Below are 25,502 nucleotides of genomic sequence, written 5' to 3' on the forward strand. Positions count from 1 at the left end.
AACATCAGTTCGGGTGAATCCGCGAAAATGCTCGTCCACCCGCAACTTTCGGGCAGAATTCGAGCGCGTGTCGCGGCGGGCTCAGCGCATTGCGGTATGCCAGAGAATCGCCGCCGTCAGGGCGCCCGCCCCGTTCAGCGACCAGTGCAGCGCGATCGGCGCGAGCACGCTGCCGCTGCGCCGCCGCAGCCAGGTGAATACCGCGCCCGCCGCGGCGGTCGCCAGGACGGCGAGCGCAATTCCGCCGATCTGCCCGGCCAGGCCGCCGCCGAGAAATGTGCTCAGCCCGCGGTTGCTGCTGGTCAGGCCCAGCGACGAGGCGATATGCCAGAGGCCGAAAAGCAGTGACCCGGCGGCGAATACGCCGCGAGCGCCATAGGCGCGGTCGAGCGCCCCGTGCAGGACGCCGCGGAAGGCCAGTTCCTCGGGAATTGCCGTCTGCAAAGGGATCACGATCATCGAGGCGATCAGCGCGCCGGAAATCGTGGCGTAGCGGTCGGCCAGAAAGAACGGCCGCGTAATCGGCAGCAGCGCGCCGATGGCGACGGCGCCGAGCACGATGCCGACCGCGGCCACCGAATACAGCGTGCCCTTGCGCCAGTGTCGCGGCGAGAGCCCGAGTTCGGACCAGCCGAGCCCGCGCCGCCGCATCATGGCCACCAGGACCACGGCGGCGATCGGCACGGTCACGATGTTGGCCCAGGCCGAGGTGAAGTGTGCGATCAGATTGGTGCAGGCCAGCACCACGACGACGACGGCGACATCCAGATAGGCATGCAACCGGCGGGGCGAGCCGGTGACCTCGGAGAGCGGTACGGCGTCGTTATCGTTTCGAGACATCGCCGCCAGTCTACGTTCATCCGCCGCGGGCGCGCTGTGTTCCTCCGAACATCCGGCCGGGAATCGGGTCTTGCTTTGTATGTATACGTCTACGTATAGTCTGTCTCGGGTGGTTGGTTGAGCGCCCCGACGATGGTGTCGAACCGATCCAACGAGGGGTGTGGGCTCGAGTCCGCGCTCACCGAAGCCCGATGGCAACGGGTATCGCCGTGCGCCAGAGATCAGCTCATGCGCACGTGCGCAGTTATGCATGAACGGAGAATGCAGATGGATACAGATCCGCAGGGTTTCGGCGAACACGCCGCGCACGGTCCGGCCGACGAGCCGCATCCGGCCGACCAGCAGGCCGGAACGCCCGACCGGAGCCGGTCCGGAGATCCCGTCCGGGTCGTCACGGAGGACGGCGAGTTCGGCGAGATCAGCCTGAAGGACGGCCCCGGCGGCCTGCGCGTCAAGCGCTTCATCGGTCGCTACCTGGCGGAGGCCCGGGATGTCGCGAAGACCGGGACGGAGGTCGTCCGGGTCTACCGCAGCCGCAAGGGCAAGTTCGTGGTCCATCGCCAGCAGTCGGACTGGTCCGACTTGTCGGCGCTGTCGGAACTGGCCGCCGACTGGAGGAACTGGCGCAGCATCCTCGGCAAGGGCGACCAGGACTGGGGCGATTTCACGGTGGAGATCGTCGACTCGCTCGACGAACTGCGTGCCGTGGTCACCCCCAAGCTCTATCGCCGGGTCGCCGCCGCGGTCGAGCAGCCGCAGGCCGAAAACCTCGACATCTGAGCGGGCCCGCTCCCGGAAAGGACCCTGAACATGTTCGCACGGCTGGGCGCAGTGGTCGTCCACAACCCGTGGAAGACGATCGGCCTGTGGGTACTGATCGTGATCGCGGTCATGGCGACGGCGCCGAAACTGGCCTCGACCACCGACCAATCCGACTTCCTGCCTTCGCATTACGAGTCGATCCAGGCAATGGAGCTGCAGGAGAAGGCATTTCCGCAGAGCTCCGCACCGGCGGCGATCGTCGTGTTCGAGCGGGGCGACGGGGCGCCGCTGGAGGCCGCCGATTCCGCTGCGGTCGAGTCGATCACGGCACAGCTGCGTCAGGCGGGCATCGAGAACGTCACCGGCATCCAGGCGGCGCCGCCGTCGGACAACCGGCTGATCCAAATCGCCGCCGTGCAGATGACCAAGGCCACCGGGGCGAGCGACACCCGGCAGAGCGACGCGGTGCGGGATCTGCGTGACGCCCTGAAATCGAAGCTCGACGGCACGGATCTGAAGGGTGGCGTCACCGGCCAGGCCGCGCAGACCCTCGACGCCACCGAATCGTCCGAGAAGGGCATGGCGATCATCGGCATCGCCACGATCCTGCTGATCCTGGTGCTGCTGCTGGTGATCTTCCGCAGCCCCGTGATCGCGCTGCTGCCGATTCTCGTGATCGGCGCGATCACCGGTGTCGTCAACGGGCTGATCGCCTGGGTGAGTAAGGGTTTCGACCTGAAGGTCGACAGCTCGGTGACCTCGATCCTGCTCGTCGTGCTCTACGGCGTCGGCACCGACTACATTCTGTTCCTGATGTTCCGCTACCGGGAGCGGCTGCGGGCGGGGGAGGACCCCAAGACCGCCATGGTCAGCGCGGTGACCAGGGTCGGCGAGGCGATCACGTCCGCGGCGGGCGCGGTGATCATCGCGTTCATGGCTCTCACGCTGTCCACCCTCGGCCTGTTCAAGTCGCTCGGCCCGGCGCTGGCCATTGCCGTGGGTGTGGCGCTGGTGGCCGGTCTGACCCTGGTTCCCGCGATCGTTTCGCTGTTGGGTACCAAGGTGTTCTGGCCGTCGAAGGCGTGGCGGGCCGAGCCGAAGGGCGCGGGATTCGCCGCGGTGGGACGGGGTCTCGGAAAGCGGCCGGGGGTCTTCGCGGTCGTGTCCGGCGGCGTGCTGGTCGTGCTCGGCCTGTTCGCCGTGGGCTTCAGCCCGACGTTCGACCTCACCTCCGGATCCACCTCGAACGCCTCCGAATCCGTGGTCTACAACAAGGAACTGGTGAAGGGGATGCCCGCCGGTGTCACCCAGCCGTCGGATGTGATGCTGCAGTCGACGGGCGGGCTGACCGACGAGCAACTGGGCGCCTATCGGGACGCGCTCGCCGCCGTTCCGGGCGTGGGTCAGGTCGCGGAACCCGCTCTGTCGCAAGACCGTACGGTCGCCGACTATCGGGTGACCCTGGCCTCGGCACCCGAATCGGACGCGGCCATCGATACCGTCGCGGGTCCGCTGCGCGATGCCGCGCACGCGGCCGCACCGCCCGGTACGACCGCGGCGGTGGGCGGCATGACCGCGGTGTTCGTCGACTTCCAGGACGCGATGAACCACGACTACACGGTCGTATTCCCGGTCGCCGCGATCCTGATCATGATCGTGCTGGCGCTGCTGCTGCGCAGCCTGGTCGCGCCGTGGTACCTGATGGCCTCGGTGTTCCTGGGATTCGCTGCGACGCTGGGCGCCTCGGTGCTGGTGTTCCAGCACATGCAGGGCGAGCCGGGGCTGATCTTCACGCTACCGGTGATCATGTACCTGTTCGTGGTCGCGCTCGGCACCGACTACAACATCCTGATGGTGGCCCGGCTGCGCGAGGAGGCGCGCGAGGGTAACGATCCGCATCGGGCGGCCGCGCTGGCAGTGCGGCACACGGGTCCGACGATCGTCGCCGCCGGTGTCATCCTCGCGGGCACCTTCGCCTCGATGATGTTGGCGGGCAACACCATGCTGTCGGAGATGGGCTTCGCCATCTCGGTCGGCATCGCGATCGCCGCCTTCGTGATGGCGCTGTTCTTCACGCCGGCGGTGACGGCGCTGATCGGGCACCGCGCGTGGTGGCCGGGGCACGGGGACAGCAAGCCGGAGCGCAAGGGCGGTGTGCCGAATACCGGTGCGGTGCAACATGATCCGAACTGGTCGAAGTACATGCACGCGGATACCTACGACCACGATGGCGTGCCGACGGTATCGGTTCCCGAGCGCCAGGGCTCGCAGTGGAGTTGGTCGAACACCGGCGAGCGGCGTCGGTGAGTCGCTCGAGCCGGTAGGCGGGCCGTCCGTTCGGAATGCCGAGCGGGCGGCCCCTCCGTGTTCTCGGAACTCCTACGGCCCGGCGAGGGTTACCTCGAATACCCGGGCGGGGGCCGGTGGGATAACCACCCCAGCCCTGTGCCGCCAGCCTGCGTTTGCTCGAACCGCGTTTGACCGCAACGACGATGAGCATGATGACACCGGCGAGCACCCCGGCGCCCGCGACGCCGAATCCGAGGAGAATCGTGGTCGCTATCGAGGAGCCGATCCCGCGTCCGACCGCCGCAGTGACCGAGGAATCACCCTGTGTCGCAAGATGATACGTGCCGGATCGGTCGACATCGAACGAGAATCCCGCCCGCCCCTCGTGTCCGCCGAAGGAATAGGTCACATCGGAGGTGTAGTCCTGCAGCGGTACCGCCGCGCCGTCCGGGCCGGAGAGTTGGACGTTCACGTCCCCGTCGGGGGCCTGTGACGAGGCCCCGGGATACTCGAAATACATGGTGTAGCCGCCCGTTTCGGTGAGCTGCACATCGGCCGCGCCGGGAATCTCGACCCGCTGGAAGTCGTCGACCCGGTTCGACATCTGCATGAAACCCACTACGCCGACGACGATGCCGCCGATGATTCCCGCGGCGGCGAGCAGCGCGGCGAAGACATACCAGCGCCCGGACGGGGTGATGGATCGGGGCGGCGGCGCCCCGGGTACGCCCGCTGTCCCCGGATATGGTGGCTGCGACATGCTGAGGTCCTCCCTCTCGCCTCGGTGCCGGTCGGCAGGTGATTGAACCATCGCCGTCGACGCCGCGCTTGTTAACCGACGCCTTCCCGGAAGTGCCGGCCTTGTTCACTGGGATCCCGCGGCCCACCCGTCCGGATCGCTCCAAGCCTGCAGGGTGCGGGTGGTTTCGAAGCGGCGTGGCTCGCGGGTGATCGGATCGGTGAATTCCAGTGTGGTGGACAGTAATTGGAGCGGGCGGGTGAAGTCGTCGATGGGGCGGTCGGTGAGTTCGGGGTAGAAATCGTCGCCGAGGAGGGGAATGCCGAGGCCGTTCATGTGCACGCGGAGCTGGTGGGTGCGGCCGGTGTGCGGGGTCAGGCGGTAGCGGCCCAGGCCGTCGCGATGCTCCAGCAGTTCCACCAGGGTTTCCGCGTTCGGTTCGCCGTCTACCTCGAAGGCGCGGAGGATGTTGCGTTCCTTGATGATTCGGCTCGTGACCGTGCGCGGCAGTGTCAGGTCCGGGTCGTAGCGGGCGATGGCCTCGTACTGCTTGAACACCCGGCGCTTGTGGAACAGCGTCTGGTACGCGCCGCGGCGGGCGGGGTCGACCACGAACAGGACCAGCCCGGCCGTGGTGCGGTCGAGCCGGTGCGCGGGCACCAGATCGGGCAGGTCCAGCTCCCGCCGCAGCCGTACCAGCGCGGTCTGCAGGATGTGCTGCCCGCGCGGGATCGTGGACAGGAAGTGCGGCTTGTCGACCACCAGCAGATTCTCGTCGCGGTGCACGATCGTGATCTCGAACGGCACCTCGGTCTCGGTGGGCAGGTCGCGGTGGAACCACACGGCCGTGCCCGGTGCGTAGGGGGCGTCCGGTGCGATCGGGCCGTCCAGGTCGACGATGCCGCCCTCGGCCAGCAGCTCGTCTATCCGCGCGGCGGGCACCCGGGGCAACCGCTCCACGAGGTGGTCGCGGATGGTTGCCCAGGCCCCCTCCTCCGGCAGCCGCAACCGCGCGGGATCCAACCCGTGCCGCTTGGGCAGCGGCGGCTTCTGCCTACGTCTCACACATCCGACCCTAGCGGCCGGGTTTCACCGATGATTGCGCAGGTCGCGGCGTATGTGGGTGGGCTCAGAAGCCGCGCAGGCGATCGGGGCGGATGCGGATGAGGGTGGAGTAGGTGGCGTAGAACTTCTCCGCGGGCATATTGATGTCCACGAAGCCCTGGGTGTACTTGGCGGAGAATTCGGAGATCTCCTCGGGGGTGGCACCGGCCTCGTCGACGCGTGCGTCGCCGGTGAGGACGGCGACCTCACCGCCGTGCTCGGTGCTGTTGAGATTCAACGAGATTCGCGGGTTTCCGGTGATATTGCGGAGCTTCGCCTGGTTCGCCTGGCTGAAGACGAGGAATTCCCCGTCGCGCCAGAGGAACCACACCGGGTTCGGCTGCGGCGTGCCGCTGCGCCCGACCGTCGTGAGCCAGGCGACGGTTTCGCGGCCCAGCCGGTCGGCGACACGGGCGCCGAATTCGGTGCTGACATCTACCACGGGTGTGCTGTCGGTCGCTGTCATCGCTGCTCCTCCAGATTGACGGGTCCGGTCGTGACTCCCGTCGCACAACGCCGACCGATTCGCGAGGATTCCCCCGGTGGGTCGACGGGCGAGAACCCGGCGGTGAGAACCGCGGCGTAGGCGACTGCCGCGAAGGGCGGTCGTGAACATGGATGATGCGAAAGCCCTGGGCACGTGACATTTTCGTGCCCAGGGCCGTGCGGAGGGGATCAGACCGTGCAGGGCTGGTTCGCGTAGTAGGCGATGGTGCACTCGGATTCGCGGGTGAGTTTCCAGTTGCCGTCGATGTCCTTCCACGACAGCTCGATGAACATGGCATCGAAGCCGGGGACGTTGATCTGCAGGTTGTGAGTGAGGCTGTCGCCGTTGACGTTCACCGGCTCGACCGCCTGCCACTGGAAGCCCGGCACGGTCTTCATGACGCCGCCGACATTGTCGACCAGCGGCAGGCCCGCCTCGCCCGCCTCGAGCTCGTTGGCGCGGGCGGCTCGCGGCGCACCCGGGTCGAGGATCAGCTGCAGCTTGCTCTGTAACTGGCCGATGCCGGGGGCCGCGGCGTGCACGGGGGCGACGACCGGGGCGGCCAGCGCCGGGGTGGCGGTGGCGACGCCGCCGACGAAGACCGCTGCGGCCAGGGAGAACGCCGCGGCGGCGCGAGAGTTGATCTTGATCATGTGTATTTCCAATCGTTGCGGGACCGCAGTGCCGTGCCTCGCAGTCTCGCGGCGAGGTCTGGCACCACAGTGCAATATAAGGTAAGCCTATGCAAAGGTAGGTAACACTCATTCGGATCTCCGGCGGCCCTCGGTCCCGGACGATCCGAATCGGCGCAGCTGAACGCCGCTGACGGCCGCTGCGCGGTGGCTGGAATCACAGATCGGAGTACCAGGTGGAAACGCTTCTCGTAGTGGGTGCCGGGCCGAAAGCGATGGCCGTCGCGGCCAAGGCGCGGGTGCTGCGGGAGCTGGGACTGCCGGCTCCGCGCGTGGTGGTGGTGGAATCGCATGCGGTGGGCGGCAACTGGCTGCCCAGTGGCGGGTGGACCGACGGTCAGCACCGGCTGGGCACCGGCCCGGAGAAGGACATCGGGTTCCCGTACCGCTCGACCTGGGCCCGCGGGCACAATCGCGAGATCGACCAGGCGATGGTCGCCTACAGCTGGACCTCGTTCCTCGTCGAAACCGGCAGCTACGCCGAGTGGGTCGATCGCGGCAGGCCCAGCCCGCACCATCACGTCTGGGCGAAATATCTGCAGTGGGTGGCCCGCACGGCCGAGGTCGAGCTGGTCACCGGCACCGTGCGGCAGATCCGCGCGGCCGCGGACGGCTGGCTGGTCTCGGTGGCCGACACCGAGGGCGCCGTCACGGAGATCGACACCGACGGGCTGATGATCACGGGCCCCGGGAACAGTCGCCGGGCGCTGGCCGACCACGCGAAAGTGCTGAGTATCGCGGACTTCTGGGATCTGGCGGGAAAGCGGCGGCTGCCGGTGTCCTCCCGCGCGGCCGTGATCGGCGGCGGCGAGACCGCGGGCTCGGCGGTGGACGAACTGGTGCATCACGACGTGCTGACCGTCTCGGTGATCTCCCCGGCGGCCACCCTGTACACCCGCGGTGAGAGCTACTTCGAGAACGCGCTGTTCAGCGATCCGGCCAAGTGGCGGGCGCTGAGTCTGCAGGAGCGCCGCGACGTCATCCGCCGCACCGACCGCGGCGTGTTCTCGGTGCGGGTGCAGGAGAACGTGCTGGGCGACAACCGGGTTCACCATCTGCAGGGGCGGGTGGTGCGCGTCGCCGAACAGGGCGAGGGTGTGGCGCTGACGCTGCGCAACGAGCTGCGCCCGGATCAGGTGCACACCTTCGACCTGGTGGTGGACGCGACCGGCGGCCAGCCGCTGTGGTTCCTGGACCTGTTCGACTCCGACGCCGCGGACCTGGTCGAGCTGGCGGTGGGCGGGCCCGTCACGCAGGCGCGGCTGGAGGCGGCCATCGGTCACGATCTGGCGGTCGACGGGTTGGACGCGAAGCTGTATCTGCCGAATCTCGCGGGCCTGGCACAGGGGCCCGGATTCCCGAATCTGAGCTGCCTGGGCGAACTTTCGGATCGGGTGCTCGGCGGGGTGGCGGCGCGCCCCGTGGTCGGCGCGGCGCGGGCCGGTGAGGTGCGCGGACCGGCCTGAGAGTCCCGTTGACCAGTAGGCTAGGCTACCCTTAGTTATCGGAGATGAGGTTCGGTTCATGCGTATCGTGTCGTTCGGCTTTCAGACCTGGGGCCGCAGAACGCTGCAGGCTCTGATCGATTCGGAGCACGAGGTGGTGCTCGCGGTCACCCACCCCGCGAGCGAGCACTCCTACAAGGGCATCTGGTCCGATTCGGTCGAGGAGCTCGCCCGCGAGCACGGCATCCCCGTGCACCTGACCGAGCGGGCCGACGCCGAGACCATCGACCTGGTCAAGCGGGCCGAGCCGGACATCATCGTGGTGAACAGCTGGTACACCTGGATGCCCGCGGAGCTCTACACCATGCCCACGCACGGCACCCTGAACCTACACGATTCGCTGCTGCCGAAGTTCACCGGCTTCTCGCCGGTGCTGTGGGCGCTGATCAGCGGCGAATCCGAATTCGGGCTGACCGTGCACCGCATGAACGACGGCCTGGACAGCGGCGACATCCTCGTGCAGCGCTCGTTGCCGATCGGCCCGGCGGCCACCGGCACCGAGCTGGTGCTGGCCGGTCTGGAACTCATTCCGGGCGCGCTGGAGGAGGCGCTGGGCGCGATCGAATCCGGCACCGCGGAATGGAAGCCGCAGAAGGCGTCCGAGCGCACGTACTTCCACAAGCGGTCCGAGCGCGACAGTCGCATCGACTGGCATTGGGACGCAGTGGATCTGGAGCGTTTCGTGCGGGCGCTGTCGGATCCGTACCCCCGCGCGTTCTCGCATTACCGCGGCGAGAAGGTCGAAATCGTAGCGGCCACATTGTCGGAGGCGCGCTACGGCGGCACCCCCGGCCGCGTGGTGGTCGTGGAGGGCGGCGGCGTCGTGGTCTGCGGCCCGGACGCCCACCGGGGCCGCAACCGCGGCCTGCTGATCACCCGGGTGCGCACCGCCGACGGCGCCGAACACGATGCCGCCCGATTCTTCGCGCGCGGTGGCTATCTCACCGACGCCCCGGCGTGAGCGGACGCGTCACCATGCAGGCCCCCGCCCGCGCCGGAAACGGACACAGCGTGAACTCGCTGTCGCCGGGGCAGCGCCGCGTCTGGTTCCTGCAGACCCGCGATCCGGAGGACACGACCCTCAACAGCTGCGCGGTGTATCGGCTGCGCGGCGCGGTGGACCCCGATCGTCTGCGCGCGGCAGTCGCGGCGGTGGCCGCCCGGCACGAGATCCTGTGCGGTACTTACGCTTCCGACGATGACGGCGAGCCCTATCGGATCTCCCGCCCGGATGTGACGCCGAGCTGGCAGCAGCAGGATGTCTCGGACCTGGCCGAATCGAGCCGGGCTCGGCGGCTGGAGGTGCTGGTGCGTCGCGAGGCCGCGCGGCCCTTCGACCTCACCGGCGAATCGCCGCTGCGCTGCCTGCTGATCCGCACCGCGGCCGACGAGTACCTGTTGGCGCTGGTGGTGCACGCCATCGGCTGGGACGTCGAATCGTGGGCGGTGTTCTGCGAGGCGATAGGTGACCACTACGACGGGACGTCAGGCCCGCGCACCGGCGCCGCGGCAGCCGAGCCCGAATCCGACGCGGCCGAAATCGACGGTGCGGCAGGCGAAGACGGGATCGGCTTCTGGCGCCGCACACTGTGCCCGCTGCCGCAGCCGCTCGAGCTGCCCGGCCGGGTGGTGCCCGCCGGGCTGGGCTCGCTGCGCGCCGAGCGCAGCGTCCGGGAGCTGCCCGCCGAACTCGCCGACCGCCTCGGCGAATTCGCCCGCGCGCAGGAGATGACGCCGTTCTCGGTGCTGCTCGCGGCCTGTGACGTCCTGATCCATCGGTACACCGCCGCCACCGATTTCCTGGTCTCCGTGCCGGTTTCGGTGCGGACCGCGGCCGAGCGGGATCGCATCGGCAACTTCGGCAATACCCTGCTGGTGCGGGCCACCGTGCGGCCCGAGGACACCTTCGCCGCCTGCGCCGCCGCCGTGCACGGCACGGTCACCGAGGCATCCGCGCACCGCGCCACCGGGATCGATCGCGTGGTGCGGGAGATCAATCCGGACCGGGGCGGCGGCCGGGACGGGCTGGAGCAGCTGGTGCGCGTGGAATTCGGGATGCGCACCGGCGATGCCGGATTCGAGCTCGGCGATGCCACCGCCACCCGGATCGAGCTGGGCAGCCCGAGCACCCGAATCCCGTTGGCGCTCACCGTGGTCACCGACGCGGGCGGCGCCCGCATCGAGGCCGAGTACCGGGCCGACCTGCTCGAGGACCGGATCGTCGAGCAGCTGCTCGCCCACTACGTCCGGCTGCTGGACGGCGCGCTGGCGCGGCCGCAGAGCCGGATCGGCGATCTCGACATGTTCGGCAGCCGGGACCGAGCCGGGATCCTGGAACGGTCGCACGGCGAACTCGTCGCGACCACACCCACCACGCTGACCGCCCTGTTCGAGCGCCGCGCGGCCGCGGAGCCGCATGCCACGGCCGTCGTCTCGGCCCCGGACGACGATCGGGAATTCACCTACGAGGAACTCAACCGTCGGGCGAATCGCCTGGCGCACAGTTTGATCCGGCAGGGTATCGGCACCGAGGACATCGTCGGGCTGCGGCTGACCACCTCGGTGGAGTTCGTCGTCGCCGTGCTGGCGGTGCTGAAGGCGGGCGCCGCCTACCTGCCTATCGATCCGGCGTACCCGCGCGAGCGCATCGACCTGCTGGCCGCCGACGCCCGACCGGGCTTCGTACTCGGACGCGCCGAACTGGCCGCCGCCGAGGAGGCGGCGGCCGCGCTGCCGCACCACGATCCGTCCGACGCCGACCGGGTGCGCCCGCTGCGGCCCGGAAACCTGGCGTATGTCATCTACACCTCCGGTTCCACCGGTGTCCCCAAGGGCGTGCCGGTGCCGCACGCGGCGATCGCCGAACACCTGGAGGGCTTCTGCGCGCAGTGGGGGATGACCGCGCGGGACCGGCTGCTGCAGTCGTCGTCGGTCAGTTTCGACGCCTCCCTGCTGGACGTGTTCGTCACGCTGACTCTCGGTGCCTGCCTGGTGATTCCGAAACCGGACGCCTTCCGCGACATCCCGTACGTCGCCGATCTGATCGCGCGCTGCGGGGTGACCGTGTTGCATATGGTGCCGTCGCTGCTGAGCACCTTCCTGATGCTGCCGGAGGTGAACCAGTGGCGGGCGCTGCGGCACGTCCCGGTCGGCGGCGAGGCGCTGCACGGGGAGTTGGCCGACCGGTTCGCCGGTGTCTTCGATGCCGAACTGCGCAACCACTACGGCCCCACCGAGGCGGTGGTGTCGGCGACCCATCTCACGGTCGAGGGTCCGCAGGGAACCCGGATCGTGCCGATCGGTCACCCCAACCGCAATGTCCGCGTGTACTTGCTGGACGAGCGGCTGCAACTGGTTCCGGCCGGTGTGGTCGGCGAAATCTACCTCGGCGGTGCGCAATTGGCGCGCGGCTATCTGAATCGCCCCGGCGCGACCGCCGAACGCTTCGTGGCCGACCCCTTCGGCGCGGGGCGGCTGTATCGCACCGGCGATCTGGCTCGCCGCAATACCGCGGGCGAGCTCGAATTCGTGGGCCGCGCAGACGAACAGGTGAAGGTGCGCGGCTACCGGATCGAGCTCGGCGAGGTGCAGGCCGCCGTCGCGAACCACCCGTCCGTGGCGCACTGCGTGGTGACGACGGTGCCGGACACCGTCATCGGGACGCGCCTGGCCGCCTACCTGGTGCCCGCGGGGGCGGCCGTCGACATCGACGAGGTGCGCGCCCACGCCGCGGCGGTGCTGCCCGAATACATGGTGCCCTCGGCATTCGCGGTGATCGACGAGATTCCACTCACCGAACACGGCAAGCTCGACCGCCGCGCGCTGCCGCGCCCCGCGCCGACCGGCGCCGAGCTGTACCGGGAACCCGGAACCGCCACCGAGATTCGGCTCGCCGAGCTGTTCGGCCGGCTGTTCGGGCGCGATCGGGTCGGCGCCGACGATTCGTTCTTCGACCTGGGTGGCCACTCGCTGCTGGCCGCCCGGCTGCTCGCCCGCGTCCGCGCGGAGTTCGGCGTGGAGATCGGCGTGCGGATGCTGTTCGAGACTCCGACCGTGAGTGGCCTGGCGGCGCTGATCGAGGCCGCCGCGACCCGCAACACCCCGCTGGAGGTTGGCTGATGTCGAGCGCGATGTTCGAGATATCGAGTGCACGAACGGAATCCGAGCTGTCGGCGCCGGTGCGGCAGCGGGTGCTCGGGGAGTGGGCGACCGGGGTCGAACTGTCGGACGTGGTGGGTATCTCCGGGCTGATCCGGCGGGGTCAGGCGGTGCCGATCATCCGCACGGCGGTGCACTGCGGCGATGAAAGCCTCGACTACGGCGAACTTTTCGCGCGTATCGAGCGGGGCCGGGAGACGGACCGCGGCGATGTCGCCGTCGCCGTGCGGCTGCTGGCCGCCGTCGCCGCCCAGGACGGGGAACCGCTCCGCGTTCGCGGTACCGACGGCCGCGCCGTCGTGCTGACACCGCGGGCCGTGACCGCGGCCGTCGCCGACCGCCGCGCGGTGGCGGTCGAGCGCCGGTGGGACGCGGCCGATCCCGCGCTCGGCTCCGCCGATGTGCGGCTGGTCGTGGCGCCCTGGGACTGCTCGCACGTGCTGATCGAACTGCTGGCCGCGCTCGCGGACGGGGCGACGCTGGTGGTCCCCACCGCGGCCGAGCGCGGCGATCCGGTCGCCCTGAGCGAGGTGATCCGGTCGCGGTCGGTGACCCACGTCGTCGCGGCGCCCGAAATCCTCCTGGGGTTGCGAGATACCGGTGGCCTGTCCACGGTGCAGCGCTGGGACGTCGTCGGAACCGCCTGTCCGCCAGGGCTTTCCGGTCATCTGCGCACACTGTCCCCGGAGGCCGTCGCGAGCTTCGGGTACGACCTGCCGGAGTACGCCGGCGCCGTCGCGCGCGGACCGCTCGACGGCAGCGGCCGCGCCCGGCCGATTCCCGGCGCCCGCGTGCTGGTCCTGGACGACTACGGGCAGCCGGTGCCGCCCGGCGTCGTCGGTGAGATCTATGCCGGAGGCGCAGCGCTGGCCGAGGGCGAGGGGGCCGAGTCGAGCCGTTTCGTCGCCGATCCGTTCCCGGTCGACGGCACCGCCACCAGGCTGCTGCGGACCGGTGGCCGTGGTCGCTGGACGAGCGAGGGCTGGCTCGTATTCGAGGACGAGCCCGACCATGCGGCATCGCGGCGAAGCGTGGGGCGACTCACTCCGGCACCAGTATTAGCTTAGCCTAAGCTACTGTTCTGAGGATCCGTGCAGTCGGCGGATCGTGGAGAAGGAGCTGACGGAATGAACCCTGGTCGAACACGCGCGAGACGAGCCCTCGGGGGACGCACGCGCGCCGTGATGCAGCGGATCGGTCTCGTCACGGTGGCACTGGGGCTCGTGCTGAGCGCGGCCGCGTGCGGGTCCGGCGACTCCGAATCGTCCGGCGAGGTGACCATCGCCCACACCATGGGCGAGGCCAAGATCGACGGCACCCCGAAGCGGGTGATCACCATCGGTACCCAATGGCTGGATGCCGCTGTGGCGCTGGGGGTTACGCCCGTCGGCTACCTGGTTCCGGGCGGGCCCGGGGCGACCGTTCCGTGGCTGCCGCCGTCGCTGTCGCAGCAGTCGAAGGCGCTGACCATGGGCGGCGATCTCGCCGAGCAGGTCGCGGCGCTGGAACCCGATCTCATCGTGGCCCCCGGCTTCATGATGGACAAGGCCATGTACGACAAGCTGTCCAAGCTGGCCCCGACCATCGGCCCGCTCACCGGCGCCCAGGTCGACCCCTGGGAGGACCAGGTGACCACGCTCGGCAAGGCCCTGCACCGGCAGGCCGACGCCGACAAGGTCGTCGCCGATGTGCACGGCAAGATCGACGCGGTGGCCGCGAGGCATCCGGGCCTGAAGGGCAAGACGTTCCTCACCTGCATGCTGACCACGCCGACCCAGCTGATGGTGCTGGCGGACCCGAAAGACGGCTCGGCCCAGGTGTTCTCCCGGATGGGCATGACGATGCCGGACAAGCTGGTGCAGGAGGCGCCGACCGGCGGGCGGCTGGCCCTGTCGCCGGAGCGGCTCAACGATCTCACCGCCGATCTGCTGGTCTGCGGCGCGGCGCCCGGCCTCGAGCAGAAGTTCAAGCAGCTGCCGGGGTACGCCGAGCTGCCGTCGGTGCGTCAGGGCGGCATCGCCTTCATCGACATGATCACGATCAACGCCATCAACCTGCCGACCGCGCTGTCGCTGCCGTACGTGCTCGACAAGCTCGAGCCGACGCTCGCGAACGTCGGGAAGTGAGAGGTACCGCCATGCCCGAATCCTCCGTGCCGAGTTCGACTCCCGCCGCCCGCGGAGTCCCGCTGTCGCTGGCGCAGCAGGCCGCGCTGCTGCCCGAACGCATGCGGCGCACACCGGCCGCCAATCTGTTCGTGGCGCTGGAGATTTCGCCCGGCCTGGATGCCGAGGCGCTGGACCGTGCCGCGGTGGCGGTGATTTCGCGGCACGAGATCCTGCGGACCGTGTACCCGGACGATCGCCGGATTCCCTATCAGCGGGTGGTTCCCGCACCGGAGTCGGTGGTCGAGGTCGTGGAGCCGGACGGGGCGCAGCTGACGCGCGTACTGCTGGACGACGCCGCGCACGCGTTCGATCTCCTGGCCGGGCCTCCTGTGCGAATCCGGTTGTACCGGTTGGCGGATCGCGATGTGCTGTCGCTCGCCGCGCATCCGGTGGCCGCCGACGATCGGTCGATCGAGCTGCTGGTCGCCGTGCTGTTCGCGGCCTACGACGGCGCGCCGGTTCCCGAGGCGGCCCAGTATCGGACCTTCGCCGCGGCGCAGTTGAAGACGCTGGCCGCCGACGCCTCCGGGGACGCCGATCTGAACTACTGGCTGGAGCGGCTGGCCGACCTGCCGGAGCGGGCGGAGATCGCGCCCGCGGACCCGGAAGCCGGTGCCGGACAGTCCGTCTCACCGGCCGCCCATCGCGTGTTCCGGCTGCCGATCGCCACCATCGGGGCATTGGCCGCGGACGTGACGGTCGACACCGCGCTCGCCGCGGTGGTGGCGCGTGCGCTGAGCGAGGCCGGAATGGGTGACGATATCGCCGTCGGTGTCGCCGATGCGGGCCGCGGCACCGATGCGGAGGCGGCGTTCGGGGCATACGCCAATCATCTTGTGCTGCGGCTCGATCCGGCCGCCGATCGCACGCCGCGGCAGTCGATCGAGGATGCGGCCCGGGTCGCGGCCGAGGCTCGCGCGCACGCGGCGACCCGCATCGAGCGCCTCACCCACCAGTTGCGGGGTGCGGCCGCGGTATCGAGCGGTGTGCTGTTCCAGGCCCTGGTCAACGTCCGCTCGGAGAGCGCGAGCGCACCCGCCGGACGGACCGTGCGCGAGCTCGCGCGGCGCGTCGCGCGGCCGCACGGGGTGGATATCGCGGTAGACGTCGTCACCGACACCGACGGCGCGACGGTGACCGTCGGGTTCTCGCCGGCGCTGGCCGGACATCCCGGCATCGACGGATTCGCCGGGCTGCTCGAGCAGCTGTGCGCGGACTGGGCCGCCGGGCCGGATGTTCCGCAGTCCTCGCCCGCATCGGCGCCCGTGCTGTTCACCCGAGTCGACGCACCGGAAACGGGTGCCACCGGTCTGGGCGGCGCCCCGCGCACCGACGCGGAGCGGACGATCGCGAGCGCCATCCGCGAGATCCTCGAGCTCGAGGACGACGACGAGGTCGGGCGCGCGGACACCTTCTTCTCGCTCGGCGGCGACAGCATCGCCGCGCTGCGGCTGGTCACCCTGCTCGGCGAGCGGGGATACACGCTGGACGTGCAGAAGGTGTTCGAGTTCCCGGCGATTCATGAACTCGCCGAACAGCTTACGGACGCCGACACGGCCGCAGGCGCCGAGGAACCGGCCGCGCCCGAGGTGGCGCCGATGGCCGCCTCCGGCCTGGATCAGGCCGCCCTGCAGGCGCTCGGCAGGAAGTTCGCCGCGCAGTGAGCGTCGAGATCCTCGATGTCGTCGCGCTGTCCCCGCTGCAGCGGGGACTGTACTCGGTGAGTTCGATATCGCGCGGTGTCGATCCCTATCTGGTCACCTTCGCGGTGCGCGTCGAGAATCTGACCGATCCGGCCGCGCTGCGGACCGCGTTCGACGAATTGCTCGGCCGCTACCCGCATCTGGGCGGCGCGGTGCTGGCCGAGGACGTGCCGCATCCGGTGCTCGTCATCACCTCGGCCGGGCGGATCGGCTGGCGCGAGGTCGATCTGCGCGAGGCGGACGATCCGGATGCGGCGGCGCGGGAACTGTATTGGGACGAGGCACGGCGGCGGCTGGACCTCGAGCGCGGACCGCTGTTCCGGGTGGTGGTCGCGCGGGTCGGCGAGGCCGACTACGAATTGGTCTGCACCGCACACCATATCGTCGTCGACGGCTGGTCGATTCCGCTGCTGTTCTCCGATCTGATCGCGCTGCACCGCGGTGCGGGCGACACCCTGCCGACCGCGCCGCCGCTGCGCGAGCACGCGGCGTGGCTGGCGACCCGGGACACCGCGGCGTCGGGGCGGGCGTGGGCCGAGGCGCTGGCCGGGCTCGCGCCGATGCCCATGGTCGGGCCTCCGGCACCGGCCCAGCTCGACCTCCCCGTGGTGGGCGAGGCGCGGCTGGACCCGGGCACCACCGCGGCACTGCTCACCTGGGCGCGCGGGCGCGGACTGACTCTCAATACGCTGCTCCAGATGGCCTGGGCGCGTGTGCTTTCCGGGCTCACCGGGCGCGACGACGTGGTGTTCGGGCAGACCACCTCGGGGCGGGACGCCTCGCTGCCCAATGCCGAACGGCTCGTCGGGGCGCTCGTCACCACCATTCCCGTGCGGGTGCGGATGGACGAGCGGGATCCGGGGGAGATCGGCGCGCAGCTGCAGCGCGAGGTGGCGCGGCTGCGGGCCCACGAATACCTCGGCATCGCCGAGATCACCCGGCACGCCGGCGCCGGGCAGCTCTTCGACACCCTGCTGGTCTTCGAGAACTCGCCCGTCGGTGCCGTCACCGCCGGAATGCCGATGGGCGGCGGGGCGACGATGACCGCGCGCCGGGTGGATTCGCCGAGCCACTACCCGATGGCGGTGGTGCCGGTGCTCGAGCACGGCGAGCTGATCTGCCGCGTCGAGACGCGACCGGACCTGCTGGCCACCTTCGATCCCGACCGGATGGCGCGACGGGTGCTGGCGGTGGCCCAGCGGCTCATCGGCGCCGCCCGGGCCTGCGATGCCGACGTGCTGCTGGACGACGAGCCGGTCGCGATCACCGCGGCGGGTCCTTCGCCGTCCGATGCGCGAGTCTCCTCGTCTTTCCGGCGAGTGCCGGAATCGAATGCTGCGGGTATCGGCGGAGTGCCGGGGGCACTGCTGAATGCCACCGCCGATGCGGCCGGGCGGGCAGCGGTGATCGATGCGGTGGGGGAGCAGAGTTTCGAGGAGTTCGGTTCGGCTGTACGGACATTGGCGGCCGAATTGCGGGCCGCCGGGGTGCGGCCGGGGGATGCCGTCGCGGTCATGCTGCCGCGGGATCGGCGAGTGCTGCACGCGCCCTTCGCCGTTGGCCTGGCGGGTGCCACGTGCGTTCATGTCGACCCCGCGACCCCCGCCGACCGCGTGGCATACATGCTGACCACCGCGGGCGGCCGGATGATTCTCGCCGATGCCGCTCGCGCCGATGTCATAGCCGAGGTTCGTGCGTCGGGAATCGACTGCCTGCACGCGATTCCGGATAATGCCGGCCGCCTGCGGTTCGCGGAATCCGGCGATCTGCGTGCCGAGTCGGTGGCGGCGCCCGTGCCGCACCCGGACGTGCCCTTCTACGTCGTTTTCACCTCCGGCACCACCGGACGCCCGAAAGGCGTTGCGGTATCGCATCGTTCGCTGCTGAACCACTGGGCCAACCATGAGCGCCGGATCTTCGCGCCGACCGCGGCAGCGGTGGCCGACCGGCCGCTGCGGATCGGGCACGGCTGGTCGACCGGATTCGACGCCGCGTGGCAGCCGACGGTCGCGCTGCTGAGCGGGCATACCGTGGTGCTGCTGGGCGACGAGGTGCGCACCGATGCCGAGCGGATCGTCGCGGCGATCGACGAGTACGGGATCGACATCTTCGACACGTCGCCGTCCATGCTGAATCGGCTCGTCGCCGCCGGGCTTTTCGAGAAGCAGGGCGAGGACGAACGCTGCCCGCTGGCGGTGCTGGCGCTGGGTGGCGAGGCGATCAGCCCGGATACCTGGCGGCGACTGCAGGGCCTGCCCACCACCCGGGTGATCAACTTCTACGGCCCTACGGAGACGACCGTGGAGGCCCTGATGGCCGACGTGCACGAGCACGCGGCGCCCACCATCGGCCGACCGTTCGACGGGATGCGGGCCGAGGTTCTCGATCATCGGCTGCGCCCGGTGCCGCCCGGCGGTACCGGCGAGCTGTACCTGTCGGGCCCGCAGCTGGCCCTCGGATATCTCGGCAGGCCGGGCACGACGGCCGCGGCGTTCGTGGCCGGTGCGGGTGGAAGGCGTTACCGCACCGGCGATCTGGTGCGCCGCGGCGCCGATGGCACGGTCGCCTACGAGGGACGCATCGACAGTCAGGTGAAGATCAACGGTTACCGGGTGGAGCCCGACGAGGTCACCGTCGTGCTGCGCGAACTCGACGGTGTGCGGCATGCGGCGGCCCTGGCCTTCACCGAGAACGGCCGAACCCGGTTGGGGGCGTTGGTCGTCGGCGGTCGGTCGGTGGCGGAGATCCGATCGGCACTGGCGCGGCGGTTGCCGCAGTTTCTCGTGCCGACGCGCATCGTGCACGTCGGCGAGATTCCGTTGAACCGCAACGACAAACTGGATGTGCACGCCGCGGCCGCACTGCTGGCGCGGCCCGCCGGGGCAACTGCTGCGGTGGAGCCGGAAACCGAGACCGAGCGCACTTTGATCGCCGTGATCGGGGCCATGACCGCGAGGTCGGAAACCACCGATGGCGATATGGACCGGCGCGGGGCGGAGTCCGGTGGGGCGCGGATCGGAATCCTCGACAGCCTGGTCGATCTGGGCATCGACAGCATCGGCGTGATCGACCTGGTGTCGCGGCTGCGGGGTGCGGGCTTCCGCATCTCCGCGCGGGATGTGCTCGCCGCCGCCGACCTGCGCGATCTGGCGCGCCGCCTGGACGATCCGGATTCGCGGGACGACGAGGCCGCCGCCGAAGTGACTCCCGCCGGGGCGGTCCTACCGCTGACCGATTTGGCGCACGAGATCATCGCCAACGGCGACTACCGTTATCTCGCGCAGTCCCAGGTGATTTCGCTGCCGCAGGACGTGTCGGTGGAGGCCGTCGTCACGCGGCTGGAGGCACTGGCCACCGCGCACCCGACATTGCGCTCTCGGCTGAGCGTCGATGAGTCCGGAACATCGGTGTTGGTGGTGAGTGAGGCGTCGAGCGCGGCCGAGCTGATCTCGGTCTCCGACGAATCCGGCGGTGCGGCCGCCGCTCTGGCCGACACCGTGGAACGCCTCGACCCGGAGGCGGGGCGCATGGTGGCCGCCACCATGCTGAACGGCCCGAATCGCCGCCTGCTGCTGTCGATTCACCACCTGGCCGTCGACGTCGTGTCCTGGCTGATCCTCATGGACGACCTGCGGCAGCTGGAGCAGGGGGAGAAGCCGCTCAACGAACGACGCGACCGTGCGGATGGCGATGGTGTAGGCGTGCGTGGCATCCGACCCGCAATCCTGGGAGCGCCGCTGGGTGGCAGGTTCACCGATCCGGCGACGGACAAGGCGGGCAAGGCGATTCAGCGCGTCGTCGAGCTGGGACCGGACGAGACCGAGCGCCTGCTGTCCCGCTGCGCCGAAGCCGATGTGCCGCTGGAGGAGGCGCTGCTGTCGGCCTGCGCGCAGATCGTGGCCGACACCGCCGACTTCGCCGGGCGCATCGCGGTGACCCGGGAGTCGCACGGACGCGCGCCGGACGACGACACTCGCCGGGTGGGTTGGTTCACCGTGGAGGAGACGGCGCTGGTGCCCGCGGCGGAGATCCAGGATTGGGCGCCGAACGCGGGACGCCCGCCGCTCTCGGACCGCACCCTGGCCGCCCGCGGGCAGATTCGCCTCAATCACCTGGGCCGGTTCGATGTGCTGCGGTTCGGCACCGGGCCGTGGTCGCCGGTGCCGCTGTCGGAGTTCACCTCCGAATTCGGCGTTGCCGGGCATCCGGATCTCCCGCTACGTTTCACCCTCGACGTGAATACCGCCGTGGTGCCGCGTGATTCGCGACCGGCGCTGGTCGCGCAGTTCGACGCCAACGCGGCCGTGCTCGACGAGGCCGAGGTGCAGGCCCGCACCGACCGGTGGCTGGCCGTATTGTCCACATTCGCCGAGGGGTGAGCAGAGTGGGAGGAAGGGCATGACGGTCGAAACGGCCGAACAGGCCGCGCCGGACGCGAAGACACCGGCGCTGGAACCGGATCGGGTGGCGCTCAAACAGCAGCGCAGGGTCGACGGTGCCGCGCGCAAGCAGATCCTGGCTCCGGTGAACGGCGCGCTGTCGCTGGCGAGCCTGGTCATCGTGGTGTCCTCGGTCTGTGCGGTGGTCCCGTTCATTCTGATCGTCGAGGCGTGCCGGGAGCTGCTGTCGACACCGGTCGATTCGGATCGGGTGTGGTGGTTGGTGATCACCGCGATCGTGGTGCTGGTGGTCCGCGGCCTGCTACAGGCCGGGGCGCTGGTCTGGACGCACCTGGTGGACGCGAGGTTCCAGCTGACCCTGCGACAACTGCTGGCGGCCAAGCTGACTCGGGTGCCGCTCGGCTGGTTCACCGAGCGCAGTTCGGGTGAGGTGAAGAAGTTCCTGCAGGACGATGTCGAGGCGCTGCACTATCTGGTGGCGCACGCGCGGCTGGAGTTCGTCGGCGCGGTGACCGTCCAATTGGTCGCGCTCATCTACCTTTTCACCGTCGACTGGCGGCTCACACTGGTGCTGCTGGTGCCGCTGATCCTCTACACCCGCGCGCTCGCCGCCATGATGGGGCCGGGCCACCGGGAGCGGCTGGCGGAGTTCGAGGGCTCCGAACGCAAGATCGAGCAGTCGACCATCGAATTCGTAGACGGCATCCAGGTCGTGCGCGCGTTCGGTCAGGCGCGCAAGGCGCACAACACCTTCCAGCAGGCGGTCGACAAGACAGCGGCGAACCTGCTCGCGTGGAAGACCCCGATGACGCAGCTGCAGTCGGCCGCCGAGATCCTGCTGACACCGGTGTTCCTCATGCTGGTGGTCGTCGTCGCCGGGCTCGGTTTCGTCGATCTGGGCTGGATCGACGCCGCGGACATCCTGCCGTTCCTGCTGCTCGGCATCGGGCTCGGCAGCGCGCTGCTGGGCATCGGCTACGGCGGTCAGGCGCTGCGCGAGGGGGCCGCTGCGGCGCTGCGGCTGCACGAGTTGCAGCAGACGCCGGAGCTGTCGGTGCGGGCGGGCGCGGAGGCGGCCGAGGCAGGAGCAACCGGCGACCGTGCCGGGCTGCCGGTGCGGTTCGAGGGGGTGAGCTTCGGCTATCGGAAGGACCGGACGGTCCTGCGCGACATCGATATCGAGCTGGCGCCGGGCACCATCACCGCGCTGGTCGGGCCGAGCGGCTCCGGCAAATCGACGCTGGCCCGGCTGCTGCCCCGCTTCTACGACGTCACCGACGGCCGAATCACCATCGGCGGCAAGGATTTGCGCGAGTTCTCCACCGAGGAGCTGTACCGCACCGTCGGATTCGTCCTGCAGGACGTGCGGATGATTCGCGGCACCATCCGGGACAATATCCGCCTGGCCCGGCCCGACGCCGACGACGCCGTGATCGAGCGTGCCGCCCGGGCGGCGCAGATCCACGACCGCATCGCCGCCCTGCCGCGCGGATACGACTCCGAGATCGGCGTCGACGCAGTGCTTTCCGGCGGCGAGGCGCAGCGCCTGTCGATCGCCCGCACGCTGCTGGCCGACACCCCCGTCCTGGTATTGGACGAGGCGACGGCCTTCGCCGATCCCGAATCCGAGGCCGCGGTGCAGGACGCGCTCGCGGTGCTGGTCGCCGACCGGACGGTGCTGGTGATCGCGCATCGGCTGCACACGATCACGGGTGTCGATCGGATTCTCGTGCTGGAGGACGGGGTGGTGGCCGAGAGCGGCGATCACGCCACGCTGTCGGGCGCCGGCGGGCTCTACCAGCGGCTGTGGGAGACGAACGAGGCCTCCATCAACGAGATCGAGCTCGTCGAAGGGGAGATCCGATGATCACCAAGGTTTTCGCGCTCGTTCCGGCCGAACTGCGCGGCCACGTCCCGCGCTACCTGGCGTTGATTCTCGCGCTGTCGCTCGGCCAGATCGCGGCCTACCTGCTGCTGATCCCGTTGCTGCAGGCGCTGTTCGACGGCGATCTCGGCGACGCGTGGCGGTGGGCGGCGTGGATGGCGGTCGCGGTGGCCGTCGCCTCGGCCTTCTCGTATCTGCAGTCGATGGCCGGGCTGCGCATCGGCGTGGGCATGCTGCGCGGCGTGCAGACCCGGCTCGGCGACCACCTGAGCGGCCTGCCGCTGGGCTGGTTCGCCACGGCGAATGCGGGCGCGATCTCGAAGATCGTGGTCGGTGGGGTGCGCGAGATACTCAGTGTCGTCTCGTATCTGGTCGCGCCCGTGCTCACCGCCGTGGTGGTGCCGGTGGGCGTCGCCATCGGCGTCGCCTTCATCGACTGGCGGATCGCCCTCACCATGCTGATCAGCCTGCCCGTGCTGGTGCTGGTGAGCCGGTGGGCGAACAACAGCTATTCGCGCGCCAACGACCAACTGCACGACGCCGCGGCCGAATCCAATGCGCGGGTGGTCGAATTCGCCCAGGCCCAGCCCGTGCTGCGGGCGTTCGGCGCCGTCGGTGACGGGAACCGGAAGCTCTCCGAGGCGCTGCGCCGACAGCAGCAGGCCTCGACGAGCCTGATCTTCGCCAGCGTGCCGGGCCTGATGGTGTTCGCGCTGTGCGTGCAGGCCGTCTTCGTGATCCTGGTGTCGGTGATCGTGGCCCGGGGGACCGGTGGTGACCTGTCGATCCCGGCCGCCATCGCGCTGATCGCGGTGAGCTCGCGGTTCATCGAACCGATCAATCGCGCGGCGCAGCTGAGCAATGCGCTGCGCAGCGCGGCCGACGCCGCCGACCGGATCACCGCGTTCCTGGCCGTGCGTGATCTGGGCGAGGCGACCGAACCGGTCGAACCGGGTGCGCCGGAGATCGTGTTCTCCGATGTCGACTTCGGCTACCGGGACGGCGAAAAGGTCATCAGCGCCGCGTCTTTCACGGTGCCGAGCGGAACCACCACCGCCATCGTGGGGCCCTCCGGCAGCGGCAAGACCACCCTGCTGCGGTTGGCGTCGCGGTTCTACGACGTCGACGCCGGCCGGATCACGGTGGGCGGTCACGATGTTCGCGAGCAGCCGTCGGAAACGCTGCTGCGCCAGGTCTCGCTGGTGTTCCAGGACGTGTATCTGTTCGACCAGACCGTCGAGGAGAACATCCGCATCGGCCGTCCGGACGCGACGCCGGAACAGGTGCGCCGCGCCGCGGAGATGGCCCGTGTCGACGAGATCGTCGAGCGCCTGCCCGACGGCTGGGATTCCGCCGTCGGCGAGGGCGGCGCCGCGCTGTCCGGCGGTGAGCGCCAGCGGGTCTCGATCGCCCGCGCGCTGCTCAAGGATGCCCCGATCGTGCTGCTGGACGAGGCCACCAGCGCCCTGGATCCGCACAGCGAGGCCGTGGTCGTCCGCGGCATCCACGAGCTGACCCGCGGCAAAACCGTTGTCGTGGTGGCGCATCGCCTGGCCACCATCCGCCACGCCGACCAGATCCTGTTCGTCGAGGACGGCAGGATCGTCGAAAGCGGCACGCACACCGAGCTGCTGGAGCGCGGCGGCCGATACGCCGGATTCTGGAGCGAGCGCTCGCGGGCGACGGGCTGGCACCTGGCCCCGGCCTAGCACCCGGCGCCTCGATCCGGTGCCGTCGGTACTGTGACTTCGTATGCCCGGCACCGAGCTCGAGATCACCGCGGACCTGGTCCGTGACCTGCTGCGGGAGCAGCATCCAGACCTGGCGGGGCTGGCCGTCCGTCCGGTGGCGGGCGGCTGGGGCAGCCAGATGTGGCGCCTCGGGGACGAGTTGGCCGTGCGCATGCAGCACATGGACCGCACCCCGGCGCTGCAGCTGAAGGAGCGGCGGTGGCTACCCGTGCTGGCCCCGCGCCTGCCGCTCCCCGTGCCGACCCCGGTGCGGTTCGGCGAACCGTCCGAGCGCTTCCCCAAGCACTGGACCGTGATGACGTGGGTCCCCGGCGAGCCGCTCGACCACGGCTCGATCAGCCGCGGCGCCCACGCGGCCGATACCCTGGCGGGCTTCCTCCGGGCGCTGCATGTGGAGGCGCCTGCCGAGGCGCCGATCGCCACGGATCGCGGTGCCCATCCTGGGAACTACACGGACGGCTTCGAGAAGCTACTCGAGGCCGTCGCCCCTGACGGCATCGGTGCCGATATCCGGGCCGTCTGGGCCGACGCGTGCGCGGCCCCCGAGTGGGAGGGTCCGCCGGTGTGGGTGCACGGCGACCTCCATCCCGCGAACGTGGTCGTTTCGGACGGAACGCTCTCGGGCATAGTCGATTTCGGTGACATGTTCGCGGGGGATCCGGCGTGGGACCTCGCCGCCGCGTGGGTACTGCTGCCCGTGGGCACGGCCGCGCGGTTCTTCGACACGTACGCGCACGCGGACGAGGCGGCGATCCGGCGCGCCCGCGGGCTGGCCGCCATGAAGAGCCTCTTCCTGATGCTCATGGGGCAGAACGGAGATCGAGGTCTGCCCGGCGGCAAACCGCACTGGGGACCCGTGGGCCGGGCGGCACTCGATCGTGTTCTGCGGGGTGTCTGAAACACGCGTCGGGAGTGACAATCCGGTCCGGTGAATTCGCGCGGACAAAGGCTCTGTCGAATTCCGGTGAAATTGGCTACCGTGGTTCGGGACGCAGTTGAAATTCATTGGGGCACAGTAT

General features: G+C 69.9%; 16 protein-coding genes. 12 read left to right on the plus strand and 4 right to left on the minus strand.

Annotated elements, in window-relative coordinates; genetic code table 11:
* Positions 1 to 81: 81 nt before the first annotated feature.
* Complete coding sequence (locus tag NM1_RS16705; RefSeq protein ID WP_068020558.1) at positions 82 to 840, minus strand: CPBP family intramembrane glutamic endopeptidase; 759 nt, start codon at positions 838 to 840, stop codon at positions 82 to 84.
* Between the two features lie 267 nt (positions 841 to 1,107).
* On the opposite strand from NM1_RS16705, the gene NM1_RS16710 reads away from it, so the two are divergent.
* Both NM1_RS16710 and NM1_RS16715 read left to right on the plus strand, forming a co-directional pair.
* A complete protein-coding gene (locus NM1_RS16710; RefSeq protein WP_169814277.1) occupies positions 1,108 to 1,620 on the plus strand; it encodes an EXLDI protein in 513 nt (170 codons plus the stop codon).
* 30 nt (positions 1,621 to 1,650) lie between these two features.
* Positions 1,651 to 3,909, plus strand: a complete 2,259-nt coding sequence (locus tag NM1_RS16715) for an MMPL family transporter (protein WP_084519708.1) — start codon at positions 1,651 to 1,653, stop codon at positions 3,907 to 3,909.
* 847 nt (positions 3,910 to 4,756) lie between these two features.
* Here NM1_RS16715 and NM1_RS16720 read toward each other — a convergent pair.
* The 3 genes from NM1_RS16720 to NM1_RS16730 all read right to left on the minus strand — a co-directional run bounded on the left by NM1_RS16720 (position 4,757) and on the right by NM1_RS16730 (position 6,874).
* Positions 4,757 to 5,695: an RluA family pseudouridine synthase gene (locus tag NM1_RS16720; protein ID WP_068020562.1), complete on the minus strand. Its 939-nt coding sequence runs from the start codon at positions 5,693 to 5,695 to the stop codon at positions 4,757 to 4,759.
* Positions 5,696 to 5,759: 64 nt separating this feature from the next.
* On the minus strand, positions 5,760 to 6,200 hold the full coding sequence (locus tag NM1_RS16725; protein WP_068020564.1) for a TIGR03667 family PPOX class F420-dependent oxidoreductase: 441 nt from the start codon (positions 6,198 to 6,200) through the stop codon (positions 5,760 to 5,762).
* Between the two features lie 209 nt (positions 6,201 to 6,409).
* Positions 6,410 to 6,874, minus strand: a complete 465-nt coding sequence (locus NM1_RS16730; RefSeq protein ID WP_068020566.1) for an MTB12 C-terminal domain-containing protein — start codon at positions 6,872 to 6,874, stop codon at positions 6,410 to 6,412.
* Between the two features lie 215 nt (positions 6,875 to 7,089).
* Here NM1_RS16730 and NM1_RS16735 point away from each other — a divergent pair, with 215 nt between their 5' ends.
* From NM1_RS16735 to NM1_RS16780, 10 genes are read left to right on the plus strand one after another with little or no spacing between them, the layout of a single operon-like run.
* Positions 7,090 to 8,379: a SidA/IucD/PvdA family monooxygenase gene (locus tag NM1_RS16735; protein ID WP_068020567.1), complete on the plus strand. Its 1,290-nt coding sequence runs from the start codon at positions 7,090 to 7,092 to the stop codon at positions 8,377 to 8,379.
* Between the two features lie 58 nt (positions 8,380 to 8,437).
* The gene (locus NM1_RS16740; protein ID WP_068020568.1) at positions 8,438 to 9,379 is read left to right on the plus strand and encodes a methionyl-tRNA formyltransferase; all 942 of its coding nucleotides are present in this window, start codon (positions 8,438 to 8,440) and stop codon (positions 9,377 to 9,379) included.
* A 14-nt stretch (positions 9,380 to 9,393) separates the two neighbouring features.
* Positions 9,394 to 12,537 carry a non-ribosomal peptide synthetase gene (locus tag NM1_RS16745; protein WP_084519713.1) on the plus strand — a complete coding sequence of 1,048 codons (3,144 nt, stop codon included), beginning with the start codon at positions 9,394 to 9,396 and terminating at the stop codon, positions 12,535 to 12,537.
* Positions 12,537 to 13,643, plus strand: coding sequence for an AMP-binding protein (locus NM1_RS16750; RefSeq protein WP_084519709.1), 1,107 nt, complete (start codon positions 12,537 to 12,539; stop codon positions 13,641 to 13,643). The genes NM1_RS16745 and NM1_RS16750 overlap by 1 nt, the downstream gene beginning before the upstream one ends.
* Positions 13,644 to 13,703: 60 nt before the next feature.
* Positions 13,704 to 14,702 (plus strand): ABC transporter substrate-binding protein, encoded by a 999-nt coding sequence (locus tag NM1_RS16755; RefSeq protein WP_084519710.1) that lies wholly within the window; start codon positions 13,704 to 13,706, stop codon positions 14,700 to 14,702.
* An 11-nt stretch (positions 14,703 to 14,713) separates the two neighbouring features.
* Positions 14,714 to 16,408 carry a condensation domain-containing protein gene (locus NM1_RS16760; protein WP_068020573.1) on the plus strand — a complete coding sequence of 565 codons (1,695 nt, stop codon included), beginning with the start codon at positions 14,714 to 14,716 and terminating at the stop codon, positions 16,406 to 16,408.
* Positions 16,405 to 20,826, plus strand: coding sequence for a non-ribosomal peptide synthetase (locus tag NM1_RS16765; protein WP_068020574.1), 4,422 nt, complete (start codon positions 16,405 to 16,407; stop codon positions 20,824 to 20,826). Before NM1_RS16760 ends, NM1_RS16765 begins: the two co-directional genes overlap by 4 nt.
* A gap of 19 nt (positions 20,827 to 20,845) precedes the next feature.
* Positions 20,846 to 22,714: an ABC transporter ATP-binding protein gene (locus NM1_RS16770; RefSeq protein WP_068020575.1), complete on the plus strand. Its 1,869-nt coding sequence runs from the start codon at positions 20,846 to 20,848 to the stop codon at positions 22,712 to 22,714.
* A complete protein-coding gene (locus tag NM1_RS16775) occupies positions 22,711 to 24,441 on the plus strand; it encodes an ABC transporter ATP-binding protein (RefSeq protein ID WP_068020576.1) in 1,731 nt (576 codons plus the stop codon). Before NM1_RS16770 ends, NM1_RS16775 begins: the two co-directional genes overlap by 4 nt.
* Positions 24,442 to 24,484: 43 nt before the next feature.
* Positions 24,485 to 25,381: an aminoglycoside phosphotransferase family protein gene (locus NM1_RS16780; protein WP_068020577.1), complete on the plus strand. Its 897-nt coding sequence runs from the start codon at positions 24,485 to 24,487 to the stop codon at positions 25,379 to 25,381.
* Positions 25,382 to 25,502 lie beyond the last annotated feature (121 nt).

This window comes from Nocardia mexicana NBRC 108244, from assembly GCF_001613165.1.
Taxonomy (GTDB): Bacteria; Actinomycetota; Actinomycetes; order Mycobacteriales; family Mycobacteriaceae; genus Nocardia; species Nocardia mexicana.

What these genes read in the sequence shown, in the direction of transcription:
- NM1_RS16710 (WP_169814277.1), top strand. Translation starts at nt 1,108, where the DNA reads ATGGATACAGATCCGCAGGGTTTCGGCGAACACGCCGCGCACGGTCCG.
- NM1_RS16725 (WP_068020564.1), bottom strand. Translation starts at nt 6,200, where the DNA reads ATGACAGCGACCGACAGCACACCCGTGGTAGATGTCAGCACCGAATTC.
- NM1_RS16740 (WP_068020568.1), top strand. Translation starts at nt 8,438, where the DNA reads ATGCGTATCGTGTCGTTCGGCTTTCAGACCTGGGGCCGCAGAACGCTG.
- NM1_RS16770 (WP_068020575.1), top strand. Translation starts at nt 20,846, where the DNA reads ATGACGGTCGAAACGGCCGAACAGGCCGCGCCGGACGCGAAGACACCG.
- NM1_RS16780 (WP_068020577.1), top strand. Translation starts at nt 24,485, where the DNA reads ATGCCCGGCACCGAGCTCGAGATCACCGCGGACCTGGTCCGTGACCTG.
- NM1_RS16760 (WP_068020573.1), top strand. Translation starts at nt 14,714, where the DNA reads ATGCCCGAATCCTCCGTGCCGAGTTCGACTCCCGCCGCCCGCGGAGTC.
- NM1_RS16715 (WP_084519708.1), top strand. Translation starts at nt 1,651, where the DNA reads ATGTTCGCACGGCTGGGCGCAGTGGTCGTCCACAACCCGTGGAAGACG.
- NM1_RS16730 (WP_068020566.1), bottom strand. Translation starts at nt 6,874, where the DNA reads ATGATCAAGATCAACTCTCGCGCCGCCGCGGCGTTCTCCCTGGCCGCA.
- NM1_RS16775 (WP_068020576.1), top strand. Translation starts at nt 22,711, where the DNA reads ATGATCACCAAGGTTTTCGCGCTCGTTCCGGCCGAACTGCGCGGCCAC.
- NM1_RS16705 (WP_068020558.1), bottom strand. Translation starts at nt 840, where the DNA reads ATGTCTCGAAACGATAACGACGCCGTACCGCTCTCCGAGGTCACCGGC.
- NM1_RS16755 (WP_084519710.1), top strand. Translation starts at nt 13,704, where the DNA reads ATGAACCCTGGTCGAACACGCGCGAGACGAGCCCTCGGGGGACGCACG.
- NM1_RS16745 (WP_084519713.1), top strand. Translation starts at nt 9,394, where the DNA reads ATGCAGGCCCCCGCCCGCGCCGGAAACGGACACAGCGTGAACTCGCTG.
- NM1_RS16750 (WP_084519709.1), top strand. Translation starts at nt 12,537, where the DNA reads ATGTCGAGCGCGATGTTCGAGATATCGAGTGCACGAACGGAATCCGAG.